Raw genomic sequence first — 24,841 nt, 5'->3', positions numbered from 1 at the left:
TTTTTCAGTGGCCTTAATAAAAGAAAGGCTTATCATTCCCTAATGAGTTTTTAATCGACTATACTTCTCATCTCTTTCTCCACAATGTCCCGTAAAGCCCGCTTCAGAAATTTCCCAACCGATGTCTTTGGTATTTCTTCCATAAAGATTACTTCATCTGGCAACCACCATTTGGCGAACTGAGGGGAGATGAAGTCCATGATCTCCTGCTTGTCTACTTTTCCTACATATGCTTCTTTCAGTACGACGCACGCGACTGGTCTTTCCTGCCACTCGTCATGTGGAATGGCGACGACGCTTGCTTCGAATACCGCCTCATGAGCCATGATGGCGTTCTCAAGGTCCACAGAGGAGATCCATTCGCCACCGCTTTTTATTAAGTCTTTTGTACGATCGACAATTTTGACGACACCCTCTTCATCTACTGTGACAACATCGCCTGTATGGAGCCACCCATTGATAAAGGCATCTGCAGATCGCTCGTCTTTATAGTACTCATCTGCAATCCATGGACCGCGTAGGCATAGTTCTCCCATTTCCACTCCATTCCAATTTACCTCGCCTTCTGCACCGACAATTTTCATCTCAAGGCCCGGTACCAACAACCCTTGCATGGAACGGATATCCAGCATTTTTTCTTCATCTAAATCTGTTTGATGACTTTTTAACCTGGAAACTGTGGCAAGTGGGGTCGTTTCCGTCATGCCATATGCATGTAAGAAAGGTATTCCGTATTTTGTTTCAAAGGCCTTAATCATTCCCCGAGGTGCAGCCGACCCTCCACACAATATTGCCCGCAGGCTTGATGTGTCATACGATCCTTTTTCCAATTCATTCAATAAACCCAGCCAGATAGTTGGTACTCCTGCAGTCAATGTAATGTTCTCGCTTTCTATCAACTCTGCCAAAAGTTGTGGTGTAAACTGTGGTCCAGGAAGCACTTGTGTCGTGCCAAACCATGTGGCGGCAAACGGTAATCCCCACGCATTTGCATGAAACATCGGGACTACCGGCATGCATGTATCATATTCTGATAGCCCTGCGGTATCCGCTAATCCAAGTGCATAGCTATGAAGCACCAATGAACGGTGGGAATATACAACACCTTTTGGATTACCCGTAGTGGCGGAAGTGTAACATATGCCGGCCGCGTCGTTTTCATCGATATCTTTTATAAAGGAGAAGTTGGGGTCTCCTTCTTCTAATAAATCTTCATAAGAGAAAACAGGATGTAAGGAAGTCGCAGGGAGTTCTTCTTTATCTGTCATAATGATAAATGCTTTCACTGTTCCCAGTTGATCCTTTACCCGTTCCACTAACGGAAGCAGATCTTCATCCACAAAAAGCACCACATCTTCTGCATGATTGACAATATAAGACACATGCTCCGGAGCAAGCCTAATATTAATTGTATGGAGCACTGCCCCCATTCCTGGAATTCCAAAGTAGGTTTCTAAATGGCGGTGATGATTCCAAGCAAACGTTCCTACTCTATCGCCTTTTTGCACCCCTAGCTTTTCTAGCGCACTGGATAATCGGCGTGTCCGTTCCCCAATTTTCCTGTAGGACAAACGCTGTACACCTGATAGAGTTCTAGAGACAACCTCTTTATTTGGGAAAAATTTCTCCGCTCTCTCCATCATGGAACTGACGGTCATTGGTACATTCATCATCTAACATTACCCCTCTCCATTGAATGAATTCAACTTTCGTTAAGCTCGTCCAGCAACCTCACTGTGTGTTCCCCCACAGTTGGTGCATGCTTGTATCCATTAGGACTTCCACCATGCATCGTAACCTTTACATTTCCTGCTTTATCCTGAAAAACACTTTTATTTTCTATAAAATATGGATACCTTGAAAGTTCCCCTACTTCCAACACCGGTGTTAAGCAGCAATCAACCCGTTGACTAAATATTGTCCATTCTTCAAAAGTGCGACTAGTAAATAACTCTTCCATCCCTTGTGCAACAGGGTTGGTGGCCCTTCTTACCGAAAAATGCGCTCCAAGCCATTCCTCCCGGTCCACCGCTTCACAGAAATTCTGCCAGAATTTATATTCCAGTGCGCCGAGAGCCATATATCGTCCGTTCTTCGTTTCATAAATTCCATAGCTGATAAGTTCCCCGTTCAGCAGCGTGATGCCTTGCTCTTCTCCTACCTCCTGATGAATGGACAGGTGCGTCCCCATTATAGAAGTGGCAACATCTGTCAGACTGATAGAATGGTAGCCTCCTAGACCCGACCGCTCCTTTTTCCATAATAGTGCCAGCACCATTTCACAAGCCGCCATACTGCCAAGATAGTCGGCTATAGTGATAGAAGGGTGAATGGGGCGACCAGATCTATCCTTTAATTGAGCAAGCAATCCACTTAGCGCCATATAGTTAATATCATGGCTTCCAAGCTTGCTCCACTCACCTTTGTTTCCGTACCCTGTAATAGAACAATAGATGACGTCATTCTTTCTGATTTTAAGCGTTTCATAGTCTAGTCCAAACCTGGACATTACACCTGGCCTGAAACTTTCCATCATTACGTCGCAGCGTTCAACCAAACTCAAAATTTTTTCCCTGTCTTCCTCTTTTTTTAAATCGACGGCCACACTCAATTTCCCACGATTATTAGACAGATAAACTACACCAGTTCCTTCACGCTTTATTCCGGTGTGACGGGCGGGATCTCCTGCCAATGGTTCCACTTTAATAACCTCTGCTCCAAGATCAGCGAGCCGTTGGGTGGCAAACGGACCTGGTAAATAGTTGGTAAAATCTAATATTCTAATTCCTTCAAGCAATTTCTCTATCATCGGGATGGTGTTTCTCCTGTCACTAACTCTTCCATCTGCTTTCTCAACACAAACTTTTGAATCTTTCCGCTCGCATTTCGTGGCAAAGCTTCCACAAACATGTATTTACGAGGGCGTTTATAACGAGCAAGCTCCGAACTGTTTAAACAGAAAGCATCTAGTTCTTCCTCTGTCACTTCACCATTTTTTTTCACCACAAACGCAGTCACCGTCTCTCCCCAACGGTCATCTGGTAAGCCGACAATGGCTACATCCAGAACTGCAGGGTGCTCATAAAGGACATCCTCGACTTCTCGTGGATAAATATTCTCCCCGCCGCTGATAATCATGTCATCTACCCGGTCTTTTACATATAAAAAGCCTTCCTCATCCAAATAACCAATGTCGCCTGAATGGTACCACCCTTTATACATGGCAGCTGCTGTTGCTTCTTCCCTGTTAAAATATGCGCTCATGATGCATGGGCCTTTTACAATGATTTCTCCTGCCTCTCCTTCTGGCAACCTATCCTCTGGGTCACTTGGTCCATCTTCGTTCGGACGTACAATTCGAATTTCATGATTCAAACATGCCTGTCCAGCAGAACCGGCTTTCCTTAGCTGATCTTTTTCAGATAAAAATGTGATCGCTGGTCCCATTTCCGTCATGCCATATGCTTGGACAAGGGAAATTTTCAATAAATCGTGACACGCCCTGACAAGTGCGGGTGCCATAGGGGCGGCTCCGTATAATCCAAGATTCAGGCTGCTTAAGTCATACTCATTAAAATTTTCTTGTAGCAGCATATTCCACATAGTTGGGGCGGCAAAAAACTTCGTTACTTTTTCTTCTTGAATTAGTTGAAGCACCTTTTTTGGTTCAAAATGATGTAAGATGACATTTTTTCCACCAACATGAATTCGCGGAATAACAGCACAGTGGAGTTCCGCGCAATGAAACATCGGCGCGGTCACTAGGCCGATATCCTCTGCTTCCAGCTTGGTTGCAGAAATGACAATTAGGCTTTGTTCCGCCATGTTCCTATGTCGGTGAACAACTCCTTTTGGTCTTCCCGTTGTTCCGCTCGTGTACATGATCGCATATGTGTCGTTTTCCAAAACATTAATTGATACTTCATTAGTGGAAGAAGACTTCAATTTTTGATGATAAGAGGAGGAATAAACGGTAGTTTCCCCATCAATAACCCAAAACCCTATTTCTTCAAAGCGAGCTGCGATAGAAGCCACTACAGGCTCCAACGCTTTTTCATACATCACGACTTTCGGCTTTGCGTCGTTTAGAATGAATGCTACTTCTTCAGGCTGCAAACGGAAATTGATCGGATTGAAGACTGCTCCAATCTTTGCACAAGCAAGCATCGTCGTTGCCAGTTCCTCTGTGTTAAAAAGTAGCGTGGAAACTCTGTCCCCTTTTTTTACTCCTTCTTCCAGAAGCGCATTGGCTAACTTGTTCACTTCCAAATTCCATTCTTTGTAGGTAAAACGTACATTTTTCTTCACATCATAAAGCGCTTCTTTATCAGGAAACTTTTGTACTGTAAGATCAAAGATTTTTCCAATCGTTATCGACATCTTTCATCCTCCTACTTTTCATGAATTGGTTTGTCATTTCGTCAAAATCAACAAAGGTGCCTATGAATTTATCAGACAGTTGCACTGTTTCAGGACCAGTTATAGATTTTTAGAGACCTTCAATTACAAGTCTATTAGACAATTCCACCTCTTCCAGATAGGCTTCGGGCGGTTAGAGCCTTTCAATGATGGTTGCGTTGGCCATTCCATGCCCTTCACACATAGTCTGTAATCCGTACCTTCCACCTTTGCGTTCGAGTTCATGCATCAAGCTGATCATAATTCTTGCACCACTTGCTCCCAATGGATGACCTAATGCAATAGCTCCTCCGTTCGGATTAAGTTTTGCTGGATCTGCGCCTGTTTCTTTCAACCATGCCATCGGTACCGGAGCAAATGCTTCATTGACTTCAAATACATCAATGTCATCAATGGACAGGCCTGATTTTTGCAACACTTTTTCTGTAGCGGGAATCGGCCCTGTCAACATCAAGGTTGGATCAGACCCGACCACCACTCTTGTATGCACCTTGAATCGGGGCTTTAATCCAAGCTCCAATGCCTTTTCCTTCGTCATCAAAAGAAGGGCAGCTGCTCCGTCACTGATCTGGCTTGCATTACCCGCATGGATTACGCCATCTTCTTTGAACACGGTTTTTAATCCACCAAGCGCCTCCACGGATGTTTCCTTGCGAGGACCGGAATCTTCTTTCATCATAAATGTCGAGCCATCTTCCAATGTCACTTCAACCGGCATGATCTCTTTTTCAAAATAACCCTCTGCTTGCGCTTTTAATGCTTTTTGATGGCTTTCATAAGAGAAGGTATCTAACTCCTCTCGGGTAAACCCGTATTTCTCCGCAATTCTTTCCGCAGACAGCCCTTGATTAATGATTTCATATTTTTCCTGCAGTCTGTCACTGAATGGAGCCTTTTGATAGTTAGAGCCCATCGGCACTCTTGTCATATTCTCAACTCCGCCTGCAATGACGACGTCCATGTCACCTGAAAGAATGGCCTGTGCCGCAAAGTGAACAGCCTGTTGACTAGAGCCGCACTGGCGGTCAAGCGTAGTTCCAGGCACTTCTATCGGGAAACCTGCAATTAATGCGGCAACCCTTGCGATGTCCCCGGCCTGTTCTCCAGACTGAGTCACACACCCAAGGATGACGTCTTCAACAAGTCCAGCGTCTATCCCTGCTCGATTTACAAGCTCCTTCAGTACTTCCCCAGCTAGATCATCAGGCCTGTAATCTTTCAATAACCCTTTCCTTCTACCGACAGGTGTTCGAACCCCTTCAACAATGACAACTTCTCTCATGGTGAATAGTCTCCCTTCCTACAATCCTAAGTTTTTGGCAATGATCGTTTTCATAATGTCATTGGTTCCTGCATAAATACTGGCAACTGGAATGTCACGATATCTTCTTGCAATCTTGTATTCTTCCATATAACCGTAACCGCCATGAAGCTGCATACACTGGGTTGCAATGTTTCTTGCAATCTCTGTTAGCTTCCATTTCGCCATCGATACCTTTGTCACCACATCTTCGCCGGCAATATGATCGGAGATTAGCTGGTCAAGAAAAGCTCTTCCCATCTCTACTTCAGTTGCCATTTCCGCTATTTTAAACTGAGTATTCTGAAATTGGCTAACAGGTCTCCCGAACGCTTCCCTGCTTTTAACATAGTCAATCGTGGATTGCAGCATTTCTTCTGAAGCAATCTGGGCTCCAATGCCCACTAACAGCCTTTCTTGCTGAAGTTTATCCATTAAGTATAAGAACCCGCGACCTTCTTCACCAAGGAGGTTTTCCTTAGGAACCTTACAATCTTCAAAAAATAACTCGGCCGTGTCTTGAGAATGTAATCCCACTTTGTCTAGCTTCCTGCCTCTATAAAAGCCTGAATGTCCCCTTTCCATTACAAGCAGACTGACTCCTTTATGCTGCGGGCGTATATCTGTATCCGTCTTGACTGCCACTATCACTAAATCGGCATGGATACCGTTAGTAATGAACGTTTTAGCACCATTAACAATATAATGGTCACCTTCAAGTCTAGCAGTTGTTTTGATATTGGCTAAATCTGATCCCGTCCCAGGTTCTGTCATTGCAATGGCCGTAATGGATTGACCAGTTACGCAGGATGGCAGCCATCTTTGTTTCTGCTCCTCTGTCCCAAAGCTTGTGATATAAGGGACCACGATATCATTATGAAGTGCAACTCCAATTAGGCCTGTTCCGACACGTTCTAGTTCTTCGTTAATGACTACAGAATAACCCCAGTCCGTCTCGCTTCCACCATACTTTTCATCAATATCAGGACAAAGATAGCCCTGTTCCCCCATCTTCGTCCAAAACGAGCGAGGAATAATACGGTCATTTTCCCACTCATCATAAAAAGGAACTGCTTCTCTTTCCAAAAACTTGCGTAAAGACTTTCTAAATTGTTGATGGTCCTCTGTTAAGTATGGATGTTTTCTTGGTTCTCGTTTTGATGAAAGCGATTTCAAATTACTTCACTCCTATGCTTTTACTTGATTTAATTGCTGTCTCAGTTGATATTTCAGTATTTTTCCAGAAGCATTTCTCGGCAGCATCTCTTCTATAAATATTTTACGGGGGACCTTGTAACCAGCAAGCTTTTGACGGCAGAACTGTTTAAGTTCCTCTTTATTGACCACTTGATCTTTATGAGGAACCACAACTGCACATACCGCTTCTCCCCATACCTCATCCGGCAGTCCGATAATAGCAGCCTCAAGAACTTGAGGGTGTTCATACAACACTTCCTCTACTTCAATAGAATAGACGTTTTCCCCTCCCGAGATAATCATGTCTTTTTTGCGATCTACTAAGGTGATATTACCTTCTTCGTCAACGGTGGCCAAATCTCCTGTATATAACCATCCATCTTTTAACGCAGCTTTTGTTTCTTCCGGTTTTTTATAGTAATCTTTCATAATAGATTCACCTTTTAGAACCAGTTCTCCCACGGCCCCAACTTCTATGTCCGTTCCAGTTTCATCGACAACTCTTGCTTCCGTTAAAAATGAAGGTTTGCCATTTTTACCTAGATGTTTTTTGTGGCCGAGTGGATCTAATAGGATTCCGTTTGGCCCAGCCTCCGTTAAGCCGCATAGATTGTAGAATTGATCATTATTAAATAAACTCATACTCTTTTTTACAAGTTCTGGTGCCATTGGTGCCGCTCCATATCCACAACGCTTGATGGAGGAGAGATCATAGCTATCAACATTTGGTACTTGTAAAAGAAAATTGAACATGGCTGGCACTCCAAAGAAATGAGTGATCTTATGTTTGTGTATCGCTTGCAGTGTATGAACTGGATGAAAATCACGATGAATGAAGTGTGTCGCTCCAAGTACCGTTCCCGATACAAGGAATAAATTCAGCTGTGCAGAATGGAACAACGGTGCAATATGTAAAAAGCGCTCTTGCTGATTGATGCCCATACTGATCATCATAGAAAGGCCTACATTGAAGATTCTTCTGTGGTCAAACAAAGCACCTTTAGGGCGTCCTGTCGTTCCAGAAGTGTACAAAATTTCTAAATCATCCGTTTCAAGCACTTCCACTTTTGGATCCTCTTCATTGGTTGAAAGTACTTCCTTATAAGACCGGTTTTCAGCAATGCTTGGCGTCCCTACCACAATTACGTGTTCCACGGCACTGCCTGCGATTGCCTTTGAAATAGTTTCTTCAAATTCATCGTCACAGATTACAACTTTCGCTTCAGACTGCTCTAAAATATATTGAATTTCAGAGGAGGTTAATCGAAAGTTCATCGGTACGATCACGGCACCGATTTTTGCACCTGCAAAATAAGAGAAAACAAAGGTATCCGAGTTTTTCATCATGAAAGCCACTTTCTCGCCTTTAGAGATACCCAGCTTTAACAGTCCGTGAGAGAGCTTATTTACTTCCCTGTTGAACTGGTCGTAATTATACTGCCTCCCTTCACAATCAATGGCAAGCTTCTCTGGTACCTTTCTAGCATTTTGTGATAGATACATTCCAATGTTCATACACTTTCCTCCCCTTTTTTTAATACAACTGTATTTATGCAAGAAGTATGCCAAGACTGATAGACTGTCTGCAAGGGGATGTTACCTTCCATCATTTGTTCTGAAATAAAAAAAGCGTCCAATATCTGGACACTTCTTTGTTTACACTGTATTCGACCTAGAAGTTTTTCAAAAGTTGGCCGAAGTTTTCCGATAGTTGACCGAAGATTTTGCATTTTTGACCGAACCTCAAAATACAAGTAGTAAAAGCTGACCGAAGTAGCTTGTAAGTTGTCCAAACACCGTTGTGAGCGGAATTTTTCTATAATTCCAATCGATATTATTGGACAGGGGAATTCCAAACCATAAAAGGCGAATTCCTAAAGAATCCGCCTTTTTACCATTCACTTCTCATTCAGTTGGTACTTCTTCAATTTATCATAAAGACTTGACCTGCTGATTCCCAGCATCTTCGCAGCTTTCGCTTTATTTCCTTTTGTTTTTGTCAAAGCTGTTTCAATTGCAAGCCTCTGTGCACTCTCAACCATCGATTCCTCATGCGTAGCTGCAACTTCTTCCACTAATACCTGAGCACCTCCGAGCATATAGTCCGGCAGATCTTCTACTTTAATCTTCCCATGCTCTGCAAAAGTCATCGCTCTCTCCATCACATTTCTAAGTTCACGAACGTTTCCTGGCCAATGATAGGACAACAAAATATCCTTTGCACGTGCCTCAATACCGGTAATACTCGTACCAATAATGCGGTTTAGGTCGCACATCATTTTTTCGGAAAGAATGTGTATATCCCTCATCCTTTCCCGTAGAGGTGGAATGAATAAAGAAATGACGTTCAAACGGTAGTAAAGATCTTCACGGAATGTTCCTTCCTTCACCATCTCTTCTAAGTTACGATTGGTAGCTGCTATTATTCTCACATCTACATGAATCCTTTTGGTACCACCTACACGATAGAATTCTCTCTCTTGGAGCACCCTTAATAGCTTGGCCTGTAGATTCAAGGACATGTCCCCTATTTCATCTAAAAATAGGGTGCCTCCATTTGCTAAGTCGAACTTACCAATTTTCCCTTTAGATCTTGCCCCTGTAAAAGCACCATCTTCGTATCCAAAAAACTCGGATTCTAACAGATCTTCTGGTATCGCTGCACAGTTCACCACAATAAACTTTCCATCTTTCCTTGCCGAACTGTTATGAGCTGCATGTGCAAATAGCTCCTTACCTGTCCCGCTCTCTCCTCTTATTAATATGGTAGAGCGACCTTTAGCTGCTTTTGCCGCACTCTTTTTTATTTTTTCCATCACTGGGTTTACGGTTGTGATATGATCCCAAGTAAATCTTGCACTCTCAGATTTTTTCAGTTCTGTATGATAGAAGCTTGCTTTGTTTTCGGCTTTTTGAAGTCTTTTGAAAAGTTCATTGACTTCATTAAGTTGCCTGTACATAATCTTAACGATTGCACCGACCATACGTCCCTCTTGTAAAACCGGGATGCGATGAATAATATACTTAATTCCATTGATTTCTTGGAAATCACTAACTTCGGCTTCTTCTGATTCAAAAATTTTTGATAGTTGGAAATGCGGAAATACTTTATCTGTTTGTTTATGTAAAACATCCTGATACTCCATGTTGAACAATTCCAAAAGTGAAGGGCTCACCATTTGGATTGTTTGTGTATCATCTGCCAATAGTATTCCGTCATAGGCATGGTCCATTGCCGTCTGTAGTGATTGTTTCAAATTTAATGTTCTGGTAACATTCAGAAGCCCCATCACCATATCCGCTTTGGTAAATAGACCAAGGACTCTGTTTTCAGCATCAACAACGACACCAGTTCCTACTGAACTATTTCGTACTATTTCCTCCAATTCTTTAAATGGAGTATCTTCCTTTAGTGAATAGACATCTCTTTTGATGTAATTCTTGATAGGAGTGGTTAGCGGCCTCTCTTGTTTCACCATTTGAAAAAGTCTGCTTCTTGTAAAGACACCGATTAATTTTTCGTGTGTATCCACAACAGGCAAGATACCATATTTTTCTTCATTCATTATATTTAATGCTTCCACGAGTGTAGTGCTTTCTTTTATTTGATAAGGAATTGGCGTTAACATTTCTTTTAAGGAGATCACAGAATTTCCACCTTCTTGTCACAGTGTAACTCTATTGTAGCTTATTTTTATATTTTTTAGAATATTTTATCTTTTTAACAGATTAAACTTCCTCTATCTGCTGAATTCTGTTCCAGGCTATTATTCTTAATGGTCAACTAACACAATGAACCCCCCTCTCCTATGGAGAAGGGGGTTCGTGCTATGCTTTTTCTTTTGCCATTCTTGGTAAGATGATTGCTAGCATTAGGATCAAGGCTATGACTAAGAATCCAAATAAGAGAATGGTGATACTGTTGGTTTTGGACGAGCTTTCGGAGGCAACCGCCGTTTGGTACCTGGAGTTGTCATCTTCTGTGAAAAGTTTCAACTCTTGAGAGGTAGCTTGTATGGTGGTAGATTTTTTTTCACCAGTCATAAACAATGTTCCTGCAAAGTCATCTTCCGCTTTTTTTTCACGTTTTTGGAACGTTAGTAGTTTCTGTTCTTCTGGTACAGATTCCCTGCGTTCATTGAGATTATTTTCACGCAGGAAATCTGTATTTTCTTTAAAATCCTTTTTCTCATAACTGTTCGGCTTGAGAGATTCAATATCTGATTCAGCCAAAGTAACTGTCCCAGTAAAGGGCATTATAGCAATCAGTACAGATACGGATATGAAATGTAATGCAACCTTAGCCTTCATACACTTCATCTTCATTCTTTTTATCGTTACTACTCTTAAAATATTTCACTATTTGCGGTAAAACAAGCAGCAACAAGAGAATGACAATTAAGGTGATTACCGCTGTCATAAAGAGTGAGCTAGCACCGTATTGAATGGACATGTACACTCGTGACATTGGATCTTCATAATTAATATTTGGAGCTGTCAGTGTAAGGAATGGGCTGATAAAGAAAATAACCAGTCCAACACTTGCAATCCATCCAACTAATTTACCCATGCTGAACCCTGCAAGCACAACTGCAGAAGCAGTGGTAAGCAAAAGGATGGTGAAAATGGACCATTGTATTGCACGATCTTCTGCTAATGGGTAGATGTTTAATCCATAGAGACTAATGATCAAGCCAACAATGATATTTAATAGAATAAACATGGATCCTTGCACGAGCATTGGTGCACTGTTGAAATAATGGCTGAAATACCCGATTAATAGACTGCTAATCAAGATAATCGCAAGTACTACAACTGGAGGAATTCTATTATCTTCTGTGCCACTAGCCGCATCTCCGCTTATTTGCAATGGATTAGAAAGGTGCTCATAAACAGGTCCATTCTTCTGTCCGTCCACATAAGCATTTCCTAGGACATTAAAGATATCATCTCTATACATTCTAGTTGCATCAACATTCTCTGCCCACTTGGCATTTAGTGTGTCTGCATCATTTTGTACATTTTCCACATTTGTTTGAAGCTCTGTCGTATAAGAGACTATGTTGGACTGACTTTCCCCTACGGAAGTGACCAGCTCATTCAATGTCAATAATTCCTGGCTAATGGTCTGCTGTCTGGTTACTACCGTATTCCCATCATTGCCATTCGTTGGAGTTGGTTCATTAGTAGCAAATAATTGAACCTGCTCCATTACATTGTTTGCACTCTTTTCAAGGGTAGAGATATCATTCATGATAGCTGTCTGCTGCTCTTCAATATTTGCTCTGTATCCTTCCATAAAGACGGTGAAATTGTCCTGAAGGGCCTGCATCTGTTCCATGGTAGATGGCAGGGCAGCTGTAATACTGTTCCATCCTTCTTGTTCGGGGTCAGACACATTTAATATAGTTTGAATGTCCTTTATCAGCGCCTCAACATCTTCATCAATATTTCTATTCAACGTTTGGTCATATTGAACAAGGGAAGCATGATAATCCAATAAGTCTTTTGTGTTATTATTATTGATTTCCTGTTGAAAAATAGTTTCCAACCTTGCTTTTCTTTCTCCACTCTGAATCTGATCCAAGATTTCTTCTTCTTGTTTCTCGATCTCATTAATGACGGTTTGTAGGTTATTGGATAAGGATTCTTTGTCCCCTTTTAAAGCCTCAATAGCCTCTTCCAGTTCAGAGATTTGTTCCAGATATCCTACAACTTCTTCTTCTAATGCTTGTTTTTCTGCCTCCAGCTCCTCAATTATTTTTAATAAAGGATTTTCACCTTCTACACCTTTAAGGCTTTCTTCAACAGCTGATATTCTTGAAGATAAACTTTCTAAGGGAGTTAAGACTGTCATTACTTCTTCTGGAACTCTTTCTCCGAGATTATCAATATTTGTTTTGATGGTGTTCATATCGGCTGCAATCGCATTTAATTCTTTTATCTCATTCTCAAAACTTCTGTTTTCTGGGACCACTACTTCTGCTTCATTATTCTTCACTTTGTTCTTAGAGGAAATGGTTACAGCTGGGTTAGGATTTTCAGGCTTTCCAGGTTCTTTATCTCCTTCCTTTTCCAGTTCACCTTTAAGATTTTCTATCGTGACTTCCAATTCACTTAAGTCCGCATTCTTTTGTGAAAAAGCAATCTGTTCTTGTTGTTCAAAGAATACTTGCATATCCCCAGTTTGCCTGTCAACTTCTGACTTTCTTAATTCAGACAGCTCGGAAAACGCAGTATTGTTATTCTCCATACTACTATTAATAGACTCTAACCCGTTATTGATCTCTGTACCTTCTTGAGACAAATAATCCTGCACCTGTGCATATCTGGAAGGTTGAGCCGTCGCTAAGAGCTGAATACTTCCCATGCTCTCATCCTGCAGTTCTTGTAAAACCAATTGTTGGTTAGCTTGATATTCTCTAAACTCTTCAACAAATTGCACAAAAGATGTTAGGTTGTCTTCGAACTGTTGGACGGTGTTTTCTCTTCCTGGTGCGTCTTGGCTGACAGTTGCAACAGTTGATTGGAGGCTTTCGAGCATTGAACGTTGTCTTTCAATTTCAGATGCTAGATTTAAGGAAGTAGGTTTATAGAATGCTAGCATGGCATTCTGAAAATCTATTTCCTTTTGTAAAATCGTATCAAAATGAGTTCGGACGTTTTCTAAGTCCTGTGAAACATATGTCCAATAAAGCGTTGAAATCCTGCTATTGACTTTACCAGTCGCTTTTTCTATTTCACGAAGTACCTTTTCACGATCAATGACATTCAATTGATCTTGAACCGTGTATTCAAAATCTGCTTTAACTGGCTGATTACTTTCAAAAGTCATGATGTTGGTAGAGAAATTGGAAGGAATATAAACAACTGCATCATATTTGGAATCCTTCAGGCCATTTGCTGCTGCACTCCTGCCCATTACTGTCCATTCATATTTGGAATCTTCCTCAAAAATGGAGGAAATCTCCTTTCCAAACTCTAGGGCTTTTTCATCCTTTTCCATTCCTGTGTCTTCATTTACTACTGCAATTACTCTTGAAGCGGTTCTTTTCACTTCCATCGGGTTTTCCCCGACAGATCCAAAGAAAACTGCAGGTGTCACAAGGATTAGGAGAATAACCAACACCATTTTTATGATATAGGTGGTTTTTCCCGTCATGTAAATACCTTCCTTTCCGTTGTACAAAGCGGAATCTGAATTTTCATTTCTTTTCCGTTGATTACATAATAACCATATCCTGGATGTATTTCTTCTTCGTTTCGCTCATAGGGAAGAGTGAAAATATTCTGCTCTGACTTTTTCATCAGTACCAGTGCTTGACGAATCTGTTTTACTTCCATTGTTAGTGTATCGTAGCCTTTTGACAGATCATTGTTACTGCCTGAGGCAACAATGTTAAATCCTAAGTGGCTGTAGTTTTTAATCAGCCTTGCAAATTTGTCTTGCAGCATCGGGTCAAGTGTTTGAATAAACCTTGCATACCCGTCAATTACAAGGAAAATTGGCGGATAATCCATCGATGTGTCGCCAAATTGAACCTTTTCTAGGTAATCACTTTCTCTAGCAAACAACTTCTGTTCCACTTGTTCCACCCAATTGGTTATCTGTTCTTTTGTTTCTAAGTAGGTGACATTGTCTTCTTCCGTATAATTGGAAAGGCTTCTGTCAAAGGAATCAAAAAGTCCAATAGATTCAGCACCCTGATCTAGTGTCGTATTCAATATTACTTTCATCACATTTGTTTTGCCTTTTTGAGCTTGTGCTACCACGATGCAATGCTTATATTTTTCAAAATTAATAAATACAGGTTGGACATGCTCATCATCCAGTCCGATAGGAACTAGGCCTTTTCTTAGCTTGCCTTCTGTATATTTTGCAAAATTAATGACATTAAGATCAGAAGGAAGCATTGGAACGGCTTGTGGTTCCTTGTAATCTCGATACTTTTCTTTCATCGATTCGACATCTCTTCGAATGGCATCTAGTATTTCAAAATCGTCTTTCCCTTCTCCTGGTAAAAAGACTTGTGAGAAGTACGCTTCATCTTTTTTTATAATCGCTCTACCTGGAATTGGTTCAGGATTATAGGGGACCCTTCCTAAAATAGTGAAGGCTTCACTATTATCCATCAGATAGTGAACAATTTTTGTTTTCAGATTGTTCATTAACGATTGTCTGATAGAGTTGACCCTTGTGGCCGTAAATATCATGTAGATTCCCAGTGACTGACCATCACGGACAAACTGGTTGATTTGCATTTCAAGATCTTGCATTTCCTCTTTGATCAGATCAAAATTATCAATCGTCATAAAAATGATAGGTAGTTTTTCTTCACTCAGAGAATTGAACATTTTTATGGAACTCACTTCTTGCTGTTGGAACAGGTTTTTACGTCTAGCCATTTCATCCTTCAAGATTCGCATGAACTTCTCAATCTTCCGTTCCTCATCCATCAAGAAAAAATCTGCCGTATGTGGAAGCTGACGCATTGGCAGTAAGGTTCCATTACCGAAATCAAAGATATAATAGTGCAACTCTTCTGGCGTATACTTTTCTGCCATACTTAACAATAGCGTTAGAATCGTATGGGACTTCCCATACCCGGATGAACCGAATATCCCGATGTTTCCATCCTCCACAAGTTCATATTCATACACTGTTTGCGATTGTTTTTCAGGCTCATCCATCAATGCAAGCGGAATGAAACCTTGCTCCTCTGCCATATAGTTCTTGCGTGAAAGTCTTCCTTCTAAAGGAGGGAGCCATGGGCTGTTAAGTTGTCGGATGCCCATATGTTGCTGAACGGAATGGATTTCTTCCACTACAGCTCCAATTTCCGTTTGTGCACTTTTCTTTTTCTTTTTGGATGTTGATACATCAGACAACGGGACAAGCCCAAGGTCAGTAACAAAAGCTACCTCATCTTCTGATTCAGAAGTATCCTCTTGATAAGGTGCCCCGCTCCAAGCTGACTGGAACAGTTCATAAACTTCGTTATTCCCTACTTGAAGATAACCTCTACCGGTAACGGTAATGGATGCGGCGTCTCCATTTTTCAGAATCTCCCTGCTATCATCTGCATCTTGTACTTTTAACGCGACTTTAAAGCGGGCGTTACTCCAGATCTGTTCATCAATGACTCCACCTGGTTTTTGAGTAGCGAGGATAAGATGCACACCTAAACTTCTTCCTATACGGGCGGCACTAACCAACTCGCGGATAAACTCTGGTTCTTCCGCTTTCAATTCTGCAAACTCATCGGAAATGAGGAACAAATGCGGCAAAGGTTCTTCTGCTTTATTTTGCTTATACAGGTCTGTGTAAGCATTAATATGATTGACTTTGTATTGATCAAACAATCGCTGGCGCCTTTTCAGTTCACTTTTTATGGAAGCAAGCGCCCTTGCGCTGAAGTTCTTGCTTCCTTCAATATTAGTGATGACTCCTAGTAAATGAGGCATTTTTTCAAACGGCTGGGCCATTCCTCCACCTTTGTAGTCAATGAGCAGGAACGCTACTTCATGCGGGTGATAGTGAATAGCAAGTGACAGAATATAAGTTTGCAAAAATTCACTTTTCCCAGATCCCGTTGTACCTGCTAAAAGGCCATGTGGACCATGTGCTTTTTCATGTAGGTTTAGTACTGAAATGTCTTCTTTACCTTTTAACCCGATAGGTACAGCCAAAGATTTAGAGGACTTCCTTGTAAGCCAGTTTTCTTGTATCGGCAGCATCCCCACTTCTTTTACTTTCATCATTTCTAAGAAAGAAATGCTATTTGGGATGGAGTTGGTCATTCCCACCTGGTGATCAAGAGTTCTAAGCATTCTTGAGAAGACTTCGTTCCCTTCTCTTTTATGAGAATCCAATCTAAAAGGGATGGAAACTGCTTTTTTATCTTGGATTAGAATGTCTCCCTCTTGGGTATTGATATACCTCACAAGGGTTTCTATGTTATCGGACAGACTTTCTTTGGAATCCGCAGCGAAAATGACTGAAATACCAAGGTCTTTATGATCTCCCTCGAGATATTCAAGAATGACATGATCTGCTATTAATTGCTGTTCTGTAATAATAAAAACGATATGCGGTGAAAAGGCTACCTTCTCTTTGTCTTCCAATAAATCTCTTTCTCTGAGCATTTCATAAATGGAAGAAAGCAACTGATCTCTTGTCTGTTCATTATAGATTAAACCCTTTGCAAAGGATTGCGGTATTTGAAAATGCGGAAGCCACTTCACCCATTCCCATTGTTCATATTCTTTTTCATTAAAAATAAATACAAATCGCAGGTCATGGTAACTATGAAAGAAGGATAACTGACCGATAATCTGATGGATTTCATTTTTCATGACGGACTCTTTTCCAATTAATCCGATCGCACCTTTAGATAAATCCGCTACCACCGGAACATGGTCTATTTCCCTATAAACCTTTTCTAAATGCTGAGATTGCTCTAGTAAATCATCAATCTCTCTATTAGCCATATCACCGGAATTAATGGATATTTCATAACTGGATGGTACTTTGCCTCGTCCTAAACGGAATTGTAAGAAATCATGGCTTTCCAATGACCTTTCCCATATTCGATCGGAAATTTGTCTTGTCAGATATTTCATTCGTTCAAAGGATGGGAAATGAAACGTGAGTACATTAGTCTGCTTATCTGCTAACGCTTGTAGCTCTCTTCGCTTATTTTCCAAATAAAGGGTATAAACTCTTTTTCTACGCTCTTCGCTTCTTTTACGGTTTGCTTTTTCTTTAAAGAATTGGACCGTGGACGTAATAAGTGTGGTCATAAACATAACCATGGAAATGATGATGAATATGCCCCGCGGTGCAACAAGAGCAACCACTCCCATTACAATAAGCATGATAAGGGGAGGCATGATAATCAGCCACAGACCCTTATTATTATCGTCCGATTCCTGTGTAGGAAATTGCAGCGAAACCTTATCATCAGGCAGCTCATAGACCATCCTCGGAGTTCGACGATAGCTTGGATACTTCTTTTGCATTTCTGATTGTGGTGACATTATCTCAGAGAGGTCTGTGTCATACTCTTTGAAGCTTGAAACTTCCAATATATCCTCTTCTCTGATCCTTATCTCCATATAAGAAAAGAGCAGAAGATCCCCTACCTCTAGAATTATATCTTGATAAAGCTTATGGCCATTCAAGAAACAATTTTCATCCGTAATATGGACAACCCATTTTCTTGAAAAGTTTCTAGTAAACGAAATCATTTCTCCTTCACGGAAGGAAAAATCTACCTGTTCTCTACTACCTAAATAATAGGTTTTGGAATAGAATGGACTAGGAGAAAGTACCATTTTTAACTCGTTCTCTTTATCTTTCCATTCAAACGGTTGAGCGTATGTACCGCTTCCTATCATTCCACCCTTTTGTTTTACAGTGAATTTGTCATGTTGGATATCGACAAGCAAAGGGCCCTCCGAAAATGGAAAATTACGTACAGTAAGTTGGTCCTCAACCTCAGAACCTACACTTATAATCCCAGTCTCTATAGATAGCTTCTGATAGTTGTCTTGATAGAACAACCAGAAATTACTCATATACTCACCTCATTTCAACCTTACAGTTAGTTGGACTCTTCCTCTTGCTCTTCTTCTAAAGCTTGAATTGCCTTTGCATACTCATCAATCTCATCTTGGACTTCTTTAAGTTGATTCTGTTTTTCTTCCCCTGTAAGATCGTCCTGAGCTCTGATTTGTTCTTTATATTTCAATAAGCCATATAGAATAATCTCCGAATCTTCTAAAGATCTCGCGATATCTAACGCCGCTTGTGCCTCTCCGCGACCAATATGTATCCAATACTGATAGTACTGCGGATCGGATTGCAAGGTTATCCTGTTTTGGAGAGCATCTTTTTGCTCTTCATTTAAAGATTCATTAATGATATAGGATGTTGCCAACTTATATTGCACCACTCTTGGCATCTCTTGTGCCTCATATCCATTTAATGTATCGACTACCTCACTGTATTCACTTTGTAAAAAATGTTCAGAACTCTGTACATACGCCGCCTGTTTCGGTTGAACGAAAAGAAAGGAATATATCACTAATACGAGCGCAGGTAACAAAAGAACAGTCAGTCCGATGGTGGCATACTTGGTGAACTTCCATCGTTTTTCAGGTAGTCGAATAAATTGTTTCTCCTTCTCTTCCAACCCTTTTATTCCATTATGGATAAATGTTAATAGTTCTTCTTCGTCCTTAGCGTTCATAATGGATTTGGCTGCAGGTGAAAGTTCCAATGTTTGGTAGAGTTTGAGATATTCTTTAAAGGAGTATTTCCCGTCAATGGCAGAAGCAATGACCGATTTGGTTTCCTGCCATAGCTTTTCTGACTCTTTTTCATAAGGTGGTAGACTTTCCATCACCCCATAGTGAAGAAAATAGGGCGTTAAACTTTCATCCACCACCATATTTTCGGGACAAATAAGAAGATGTAGTCTTGAAAGAGAGTGATTCCTAACACTCTTAATTAATTGAGAGGAAAAAATCCATCTGCTTTTCTCATCCTTCTTTTTTAGTTTTGCAAAAGACGAAAAGGCAGGAGGGGGATGATAGATGAGTGTTAACTCGTCTTCTGTTTCTTTCATTTTCTTATGTATGACTGAGTTTATTTCTTGAAGCATCCGAATTTCAGCAGCATCTTCCAATTTGATTTTCTCTTTTTGAAAGACCAGCTTGATCGTTTCACCTTCTCTAGAAAGTGTTGCGCCTATTTCTTCTTCCAGATATGTTCGACTTTGATCTGCCATGATAGATTGCTCCTTTATAAAATTTCCAAACGGTCGCCAGACGTAATACCATGGTCTACAAGCTTGTCTGAGCCTGATAATATCAATTGTTTGTTTACTACTCTTACCCATTCCCCATCCCTTGGAGGTGATGCGAGAGAAACGGCTTGCCACACGATATCGACCATTTTTTTCACGGTATGGTAATTAGATAGACGAAGATCAAACGATTCCTTTTGGTAGTTTTTCAGATCGATTGTTATTTCTATGTACATTGTTTTTCACCTCATAAAAGAAGGAACGCATTCAACTGTTATAGAATGGCGCTCCTTCTTCCTTTTTGGCTGCCCTTTTTTGAAGGGAGCTATTTGTATTAGAACAATTTACCCGCGGATCTGGCTTGCAATTTGAGTATCAGCATCTTCAAGAGCTCTAGCTGTGTTGCTAAGCTGAACGGAGATATCCTCAAGTAATTGTTGCATTTGAATGATAGAAGGCTTCAAGGATTGGTATTGATCGCTGAATGCGCGGCTAGATTCACCTTCCCATACACTTTCAAGCTCACGAATCATGTTATCCAAACGGTTGATTTGATCTCCAACCTGGCTGCTTTCACTTCTGTAACGAGTGGACATTCCAACTAACTCTGCAGGGGTAACGCGAATGATTCCTGACATTTAACATCGCTCCATTTCTTTAATAGGTTACTTTTATTGTAAAAAACACACAACTTAAAGGTCAATTTACAACTAGGAATTTTAGTAAAATAAGTAATATATACCCACTCATACCCCTAACTCAAAAAAACAAAACCTCTAAGAATAGTATTTTTTTCACAGATTGCTATTTTTCTAAATATTTTGATTGTATCAACGGATGGTTTCATTGACCTCTTCATAGAAGATTGTCAACTCTTGCCTGTTCATCTCGTCCACATGTTCGTGGTATTTGTTGGAAAGGGTAGTCATCAGCCTTAACTGATCACTGGCGATAATCGTAAACAGCCGGTGATTTTTATTAAATTCTAATAATGATTGTTCAATAAACTTACCTTTACTTAGTTCGAGTTCCGCATTGATAATACTTGCCAACTCATCACTGATTTCTCGAACTCTTCCTAACTCGGCATTGAAAGGAAAATACTTAAATCTCAAGTCCTCATATGGTGCAAAAACATACGAAGTTTTATACTGTCCTATTCCTACCACCCCCTTTACCTTAATTCAAACAACTTTGAAATACTTTGATCTTTTTCAAACAGTTCTTCAATAGACTTTCGGACCCGGCTAATCATGGCTTTATTTTTTTCAATTTCCTCCCGAAGGTAGTGATACATTCCTTCAAAGGAATCCTGAAACATAGGATCAAGGGGCCTTAAAAAATCGTGAACATTAATCTTGGTAACTTTCACATCAATATTTGAAACCGGGAGAAGGTGGCTGTAATTCCTTGGGTTTGCTTCCATCTGATGAATAGAGTTCATCACACGTTGTTTCCTGAATTCCAGGTCGTCGACATATTCCGTATAATACAGTCTCCTCCAGGCAGAGAGTGCTTCTTCCTTTTCCATGCATTTATCGAGACCAAGTTGATAAATCCTTACAGCAGAAGAAAGGTTGACCTCAATGGTCCTACCATCTGTGGCGTTTTTATAACGAATTAAATCAGATCCCTCGTACCGTCTTCCTTTTACCTGATTTAATGAGTTAACTACATGTTCCATGCCATGTGCATGGGCAGCATCCCCAAACTCTCCAACAAAGTCATTCGTATCGTTTATAATTGCTTGATAGCTATTTTGAATATTACCGCTTTCAAGCTTTATTGTTTCTGACAGCTCAATTAAGGTCAGGATATTCTCATGTTGAGACAAGTTATTGGTAAAGGAACCTTTAACCAGATTCTTTCCAATGTCCAATGCAGCACCGCCAATTGCTTCAATCATACGCTCTATGCTACCTGACATTTCCTCTACATGAACCTTAATCAGCTTTAACAGGTCCTCACTAATCTCTCCAACCAAGGCAAGTAAGGAAGGAAGAACTTCTGTCAAATCTTGCAGTTTAGCTCTGATCTCTAAAGCCCTTGAGACAAACTCCTGTTGTCTCGAAAAGAAATCACTTGGAAATTCTTTAACTGGATATGCGAACGGCATGTCCACTGTAAAGCTTCCAAATCCGATGACACCAATCGTCATCGGTACCGCTCCACGCTTCCATTTCGGCGGTTCGAAGATTTTTTTCCAATCCTGTTTCATGTTACTAATGAGAGTGAAGAATTCCTGGTCGAACCCGAACATGCTTCTATTAAGGCCGTCTACTCCTGCTTTTTCATAGGCTGGGGCGTGTTTGGCGACGAATTGTTGGATATTGTGTAAATGTTGGTCTGATATTTTGTTCATATATCTTGCAATGCCATCTGTATAATGATAAGTATCCAGGACTCTTCGTGTACCAAGATCCATAAATCCTCTTAAAGATAACAAAGAATACAAAATATCTTCTTGCACTGTAAGATGATGAATTGTTTTGCCACGTTCTTTGTAATACTTTTCCCCAAATTCAGTAAGTTTTCTTGGATTCATTTTATAGATATCATTCATAGTAGTTGCCCCGAGCTTGATCCGAATTGCCTGTCTAAAGTTCCTATCTATATATGCGAGTTGGTAAACACTTGGAGGTGCATCATTAATTACAAACACCCCTTCAAAAGGTTGTTCAATGATTTGCAAAGTTTGAATTAAATTCCCCCCTAGAGAATGCCCAATTCCTTGTTTAACCAAATTAACTTCAGCTACAGGCTTCCCTTCATTTCTTAATGTGTTCATTTCTTTTTCTACCATTTCATTAATTTCTTCTGTGACCTTTTTATCAAATGCCTCTGCATGATTGTATTGGCTTTGAATATTCCCTCCAAAAATACCAAACATGTTATAAAACCAATCATGAGGGGGCCCTTCTGCAGGTTCACCATAATTTTCTCTTTTTTCACTACCTCTTATAATTGTAAAGGATTGATTGATGCCAGTTTCTATATTTAAGAAATGAATTACTGTTCCATCAAATCCAGAATCTACTTGATTATTGATCTGGGCATAATCCTTAGCATGATATAATGTGATTTCAGCTGGAGGTTCCTCACCGGTTTCTTCGATATAGATCCTTCTAATATCTTCAATAGTTATGCCTCGATACTCTATCTCAGCAACTCTTGCTTTAAGTATTTCTGATAATATTTCTTTATTCTCATTCATTTCTATCACCATTATTCAAAGTCAAAAGAATGCATTATTTCTTTTATTCTATCTTTTACATGACTACTGTCCGGTGTACATTGTTTAGAAATATCATCACAACTTATTTCTGCAACAAAGCTAACTCCTTTGTCATTACCATCGGGTTTTATAAGGGTGAAAAAAAGATAACTTTTATGCCCCTCATATTCAGATATATTCTCGCCATAGTAATATGTACTATTATTAATGGTATATTCTTCGTATTCTCCCTCAAAATCCACCTTAGATTTGAGTAGGTCTAGGCTTAATTCAATATCACTCGAAAGTTTACTATCTTCATAAATAATTCGATAGTACATCAGAAGATTCTCTTCTTTTAATTTGTTATCAAAAAAGCTAACAGATTCGAATTCGTCTCCATTTCTTTCATAAATTTCCTTCTCAATGAACCCGTTGACAGGAAAGTGAAATTGATAGCCTTTTGTTGCGGAATCAAATAAATAAAAGCCTTCTTTAACCTCTTTATTAGAAACTAAAAAGTCTTTTGTAAACTCATCCTTAAATGCTGCAGTATCTGGAGCATCTGTGAAATTTTCTGAACCATTTTGGTTTACCATTCCTCCGCACCCTCCCAGCAAAAATATGGAACTTATTAGTCCTAGAAGCATTGATTTCTTCATAGCCCTTCCCCCTAGGCAACGCCATCAACGTGGCATAATATGTATTTTCTAAAAGACTTATTCCCTATACGTTATACAAATAATCCCTTTTATTAAAAAATATATTAATTTACAAAAAGATTTTTTCGGTCTTTTTTATAGCTATATAATAATTACCACGTGATTTAAAAGTAGTCAATTTGACTGAAACAATTGTCGAATCCTGTCTGTTAGTTAGGAACTAACCGGAAATTAATGTTGTACGTATTTTATAGTTCATTAGCATGATTAATTGTTTATTAATGTAGATTTTTTACTTAAAAATTTATAGATTTTAATTTGTAAATATAATTTCGGGTCTTACGAATCATTTTTACTATCTTTTTACAAAAGGAGAATAGACAGAATATAGTTCATTTAGTAGGATTTACCATTATCTATACAAGTTATTCTACCAATGAAATTAATCCCTTTATTTTTAATGTCTGGCTTAATATATGCAAAATACCTGTAGCTCTTCATGCCTTTATATTCAAATATATTTTCTGCATAATAGTAGGAAATTTTATCTTTTGTATACTCTTCAAAATACCCCGTATAATTTATATAAGTTTCAAACAAACTTAACTTAAATTCAATATCGTTTGCTCTTGGTTGGTCATCGTAATAAATGTTGTAGACGAATGATAGATTTTGTTCTTCAACATTTTCTACAAAACCTACTGACTCAAATTCATCTCCTGTTCTTTCATATACAGCTTTGTCCATTGAAGCATTTACAGGGAAGAGAACGGTATATCCGTCCGTTCGGGACTTAAAGAGATAGTGTCCCTCTACAACTTCTTCAGACGATTGTAGAAAGTCTTTTGTAAACTCATCTTGGAAAGCTACTGTATCAGGCACATCTTCTTTATTTTGCATCCCACAACCAACTAGTATTGTTACTAAACTTAAAACTCCTAATAACATCTTTATATTCATTGTTTACCTTCTTTCAACAATCAATCTTTAAATTTCTATAAAACGATTCCCTATGTATTAAACAAATAATCCCCTTTTATTGTAAATATTTGAAGTTACAACACTTATATGGGACCTTATCATAGTAAAACTTTTCTAAAAAAATAACATCTTTCTTTAGTACTACTTGTACTAGGTTTCACGTCCGTATAAACTAACTTCCACTGCTTTAGGTCTTGAGACGCCTTCTCTCTTACCGTTTGAACTTCTCTTCCACTGCTTCCGGGCTTGAGACGCC

Annotated in this window: 17 protein-coding genes; all 17 read right to left on the bottom strand. The window is 39.7% G+C overall.

Translation table 11 applies throughout. The annotated features are described in order from the left end of the window. Nucleotides 1–50: 50 nt before the first annotated feature. Entirely contained in the window at nucleotides 51–1,673 is a 1,623-nt protein-coding gene (locus AAV98_RS12960; RefSeq protein ID WP_060665993.1) for a long-chain fatty acid--CoA ligase, read from the bottom strand. 29 nt (nucleotides 1,674–1,702) lie between these two features. Next, a complete protein-coding gene (locus AAV98_RS12955; RefSeq protein WP_156317760.1) occupies nucleotides 1,703–2,809 on the bottom strand; it encodes a CaiB/BaiF CoA transferase family protein in 1,107 nt (368 codons plus the stop codon). Beyond that, entirely contained in the window at nucleotides 2,806–4,380 is a 1,575-nt protein-coding gene (locus tag AAV98_RS12950; RefSeq protein WP_060665992.1) for a fatty acid--CoA ligase, read from the bottom strand. Before AAV98_RS12950 ends, AAV98_RS12955 begins: the two co-directional genes overlap by 4 nt. A 172-nt stretch (nucleotides 4,381–4,552) precedes the next feature. Beyond that, nucleotides 4,553–5,701, bottom strand: a complete 1,149-nt coding sequence (locus AAV98_RS12945; RefSeq protein WP_060665991.1) for a thiolase family protein — start codon at nucleotides 5,699–5,701, stop codon at nucleotides 4,553–4,555. A gap of 18 nt (nucleotides 5,702–5,719) precedes the next feature. Continuing rightward, nucleotides 5,720–6,895, bottom strand: a complete 1,176-nt coding sequence (locus AAV98_RS12940; protein WP_060665990.1) for an acyl-CoA dehydrogenase family protein — start codon at nucleotides 6,893–6,895, stop codon at nucleotides 5,720–5,722. 12 nt (nucleotides 6,896–6,907) lie between these two features. Then, nucleotides 6,908–8,431, bottom strand: coding sequence for a class I adenylate-forming enzyme family protein (locus AAV98_RS12935; protein ID WP_060665989.1), 1,524 nt, complete (start codon nucleotides 8,429–8,431; stop codon nucleotides 6,908–6,910). A gap of 383 nt (nucleotides 8,432–8,814) precedes the next feature. Further along, nucleotides 8,815–10,563, bottom strand: coding sequence for a sigma-54-dependent Fis family transcriptional regulator (locus AAV98_RS12925; protein ID WP_060665987.1), 1,749 nt, complete (start codon nucleotides 10,561–10,563; stop codon nucleotides 8,815–8,817). 181 nt (nucleotides 10,564–10,744) lie between these two features. After that, nucleotides 10,745–11,227, bottom strand: coding sequence for a type VII secretion protein EssA (gene essA, locus AAV98_RS12920; protein ID WP_060665986.1), 483 nt, complete (start codon nucleotides 11,225–11,227; stop codon nucleotides 10,745–10,747). Further along, nucleotides 11,217–14,078, bottom strand: coding sequence for a type VII secretion protein EsaA (gene esaA, locus AAV98_RS12915; protein WP_060665985.1), 2,862 nt, complete (start codon nucleotides 14,076–14,078; stop codon nucleotides 11,217–11,219). Before esaA ends, essA begins: the two co-directional genes overlap by 11 nt. After that, entirely contained in the window at nucleotides 14,075–18,496 is a 4,422-nt protein-coding gene (gene essC / locus AAV98_RS12910) for a type VII secretion protein EssC (protein WP_060665984.1), read from the bottom strand. The genes esaA and essC overlap by 4 nt, the downstream gene beginning before the upstream one ends. Before the next feature lie 26 nt (nucleotides 18,497–18,522). Next, a complete protein-coding gene (gene essB, locus AAV98_RS12905; protein ID WP_060665983.1) occupies nucleotides 18,523–19,710 on the bottom strand; it encodes a type VII secretion protein EssB in 1,188 nt (395 codons plus the stop codon). Between the two features lie 14 nt (nucleotides 19,711–19,724). Further along, on the bottom strand, nucleotides 19,725–19,964 hold the full coding sequence (locus tag AAV98_RS12900) for an EsaB/YukD family protein (protein WP_060665982.1): 240 nt from the start codon (nucleotides 19,962–19,964) through the stop codon (nucleotides 19,725–19,727). Between the two features lie 108 nt (nucleotides 19,965–20,072). Beyond that, nucleotides 20,073–20,366 (bottom strand): WXG100 family type VII secretion target, encoded by a 294-nt coding sequence (locus AAV98_RS12895; protein ID WP_010192515.1) that lies wholly within the window; start codon nucleotides 20,364–20,366, stop codon nucleotides 20,073–20,075. Nucleotides 20,367–20,558: 192 nt separating this feature from the next. Next, entirely contained in the window at nucleotides 20,559–20,843 is a 285-nt protein-coding gene (locus AAV98_RS12890; RefSeq protein WP_156317758.1) for a hypothetical protein, read from the bottom strand. Nucleotides 20,844–20,902: 59 nt separating this feature from the next. Beyond that, entirely contained in the window at nucleotides 20,903–22,942 is a 2,040-nt protein-coding gene (locus AAV98_RS12885) for a DUF6792 domain-containing protein (RefSeq protein WP_060665980.1), read from the bottom strand. 11 nt (nucleotides 22,943–22,953) lie between these two features. After that, on the bottom strand, nucleotides 22,954–23,604 hold the full coding sequence (locus AAV98_RS12880) for a hypothetical protein (protein WP_060665979.1): 651 nt from the start codon (nucleotides 23,602–23,604) through the stop codon (nucleotides 22,954–22,956). Nucleotides 23,605–24,000: 396 nt separating this feature from the next. Next, a complete protein-coding gene (locus AAV98_RS12875; protein ID WP_060665978.1) occupies nucleotides 24,001–24,564 on the bottom strand; it encodes a hypothetical protein in 564 nt (187 codons plus the stop codon). Nucleotides 24,565–24,841 lie beyond the last annotated feature (277 nt).

This window comes from Bacillus sp. CHD6a (assembly GCF_001293645.1).
Lineage (GTDB): Bacteria > Bacillota > Bacilli > Bacillales > Bacillaceae_I > Sutcliffiella_A.
This window is presented reverse-complemented; position numbering and strand designations above follow the sequence as displayed.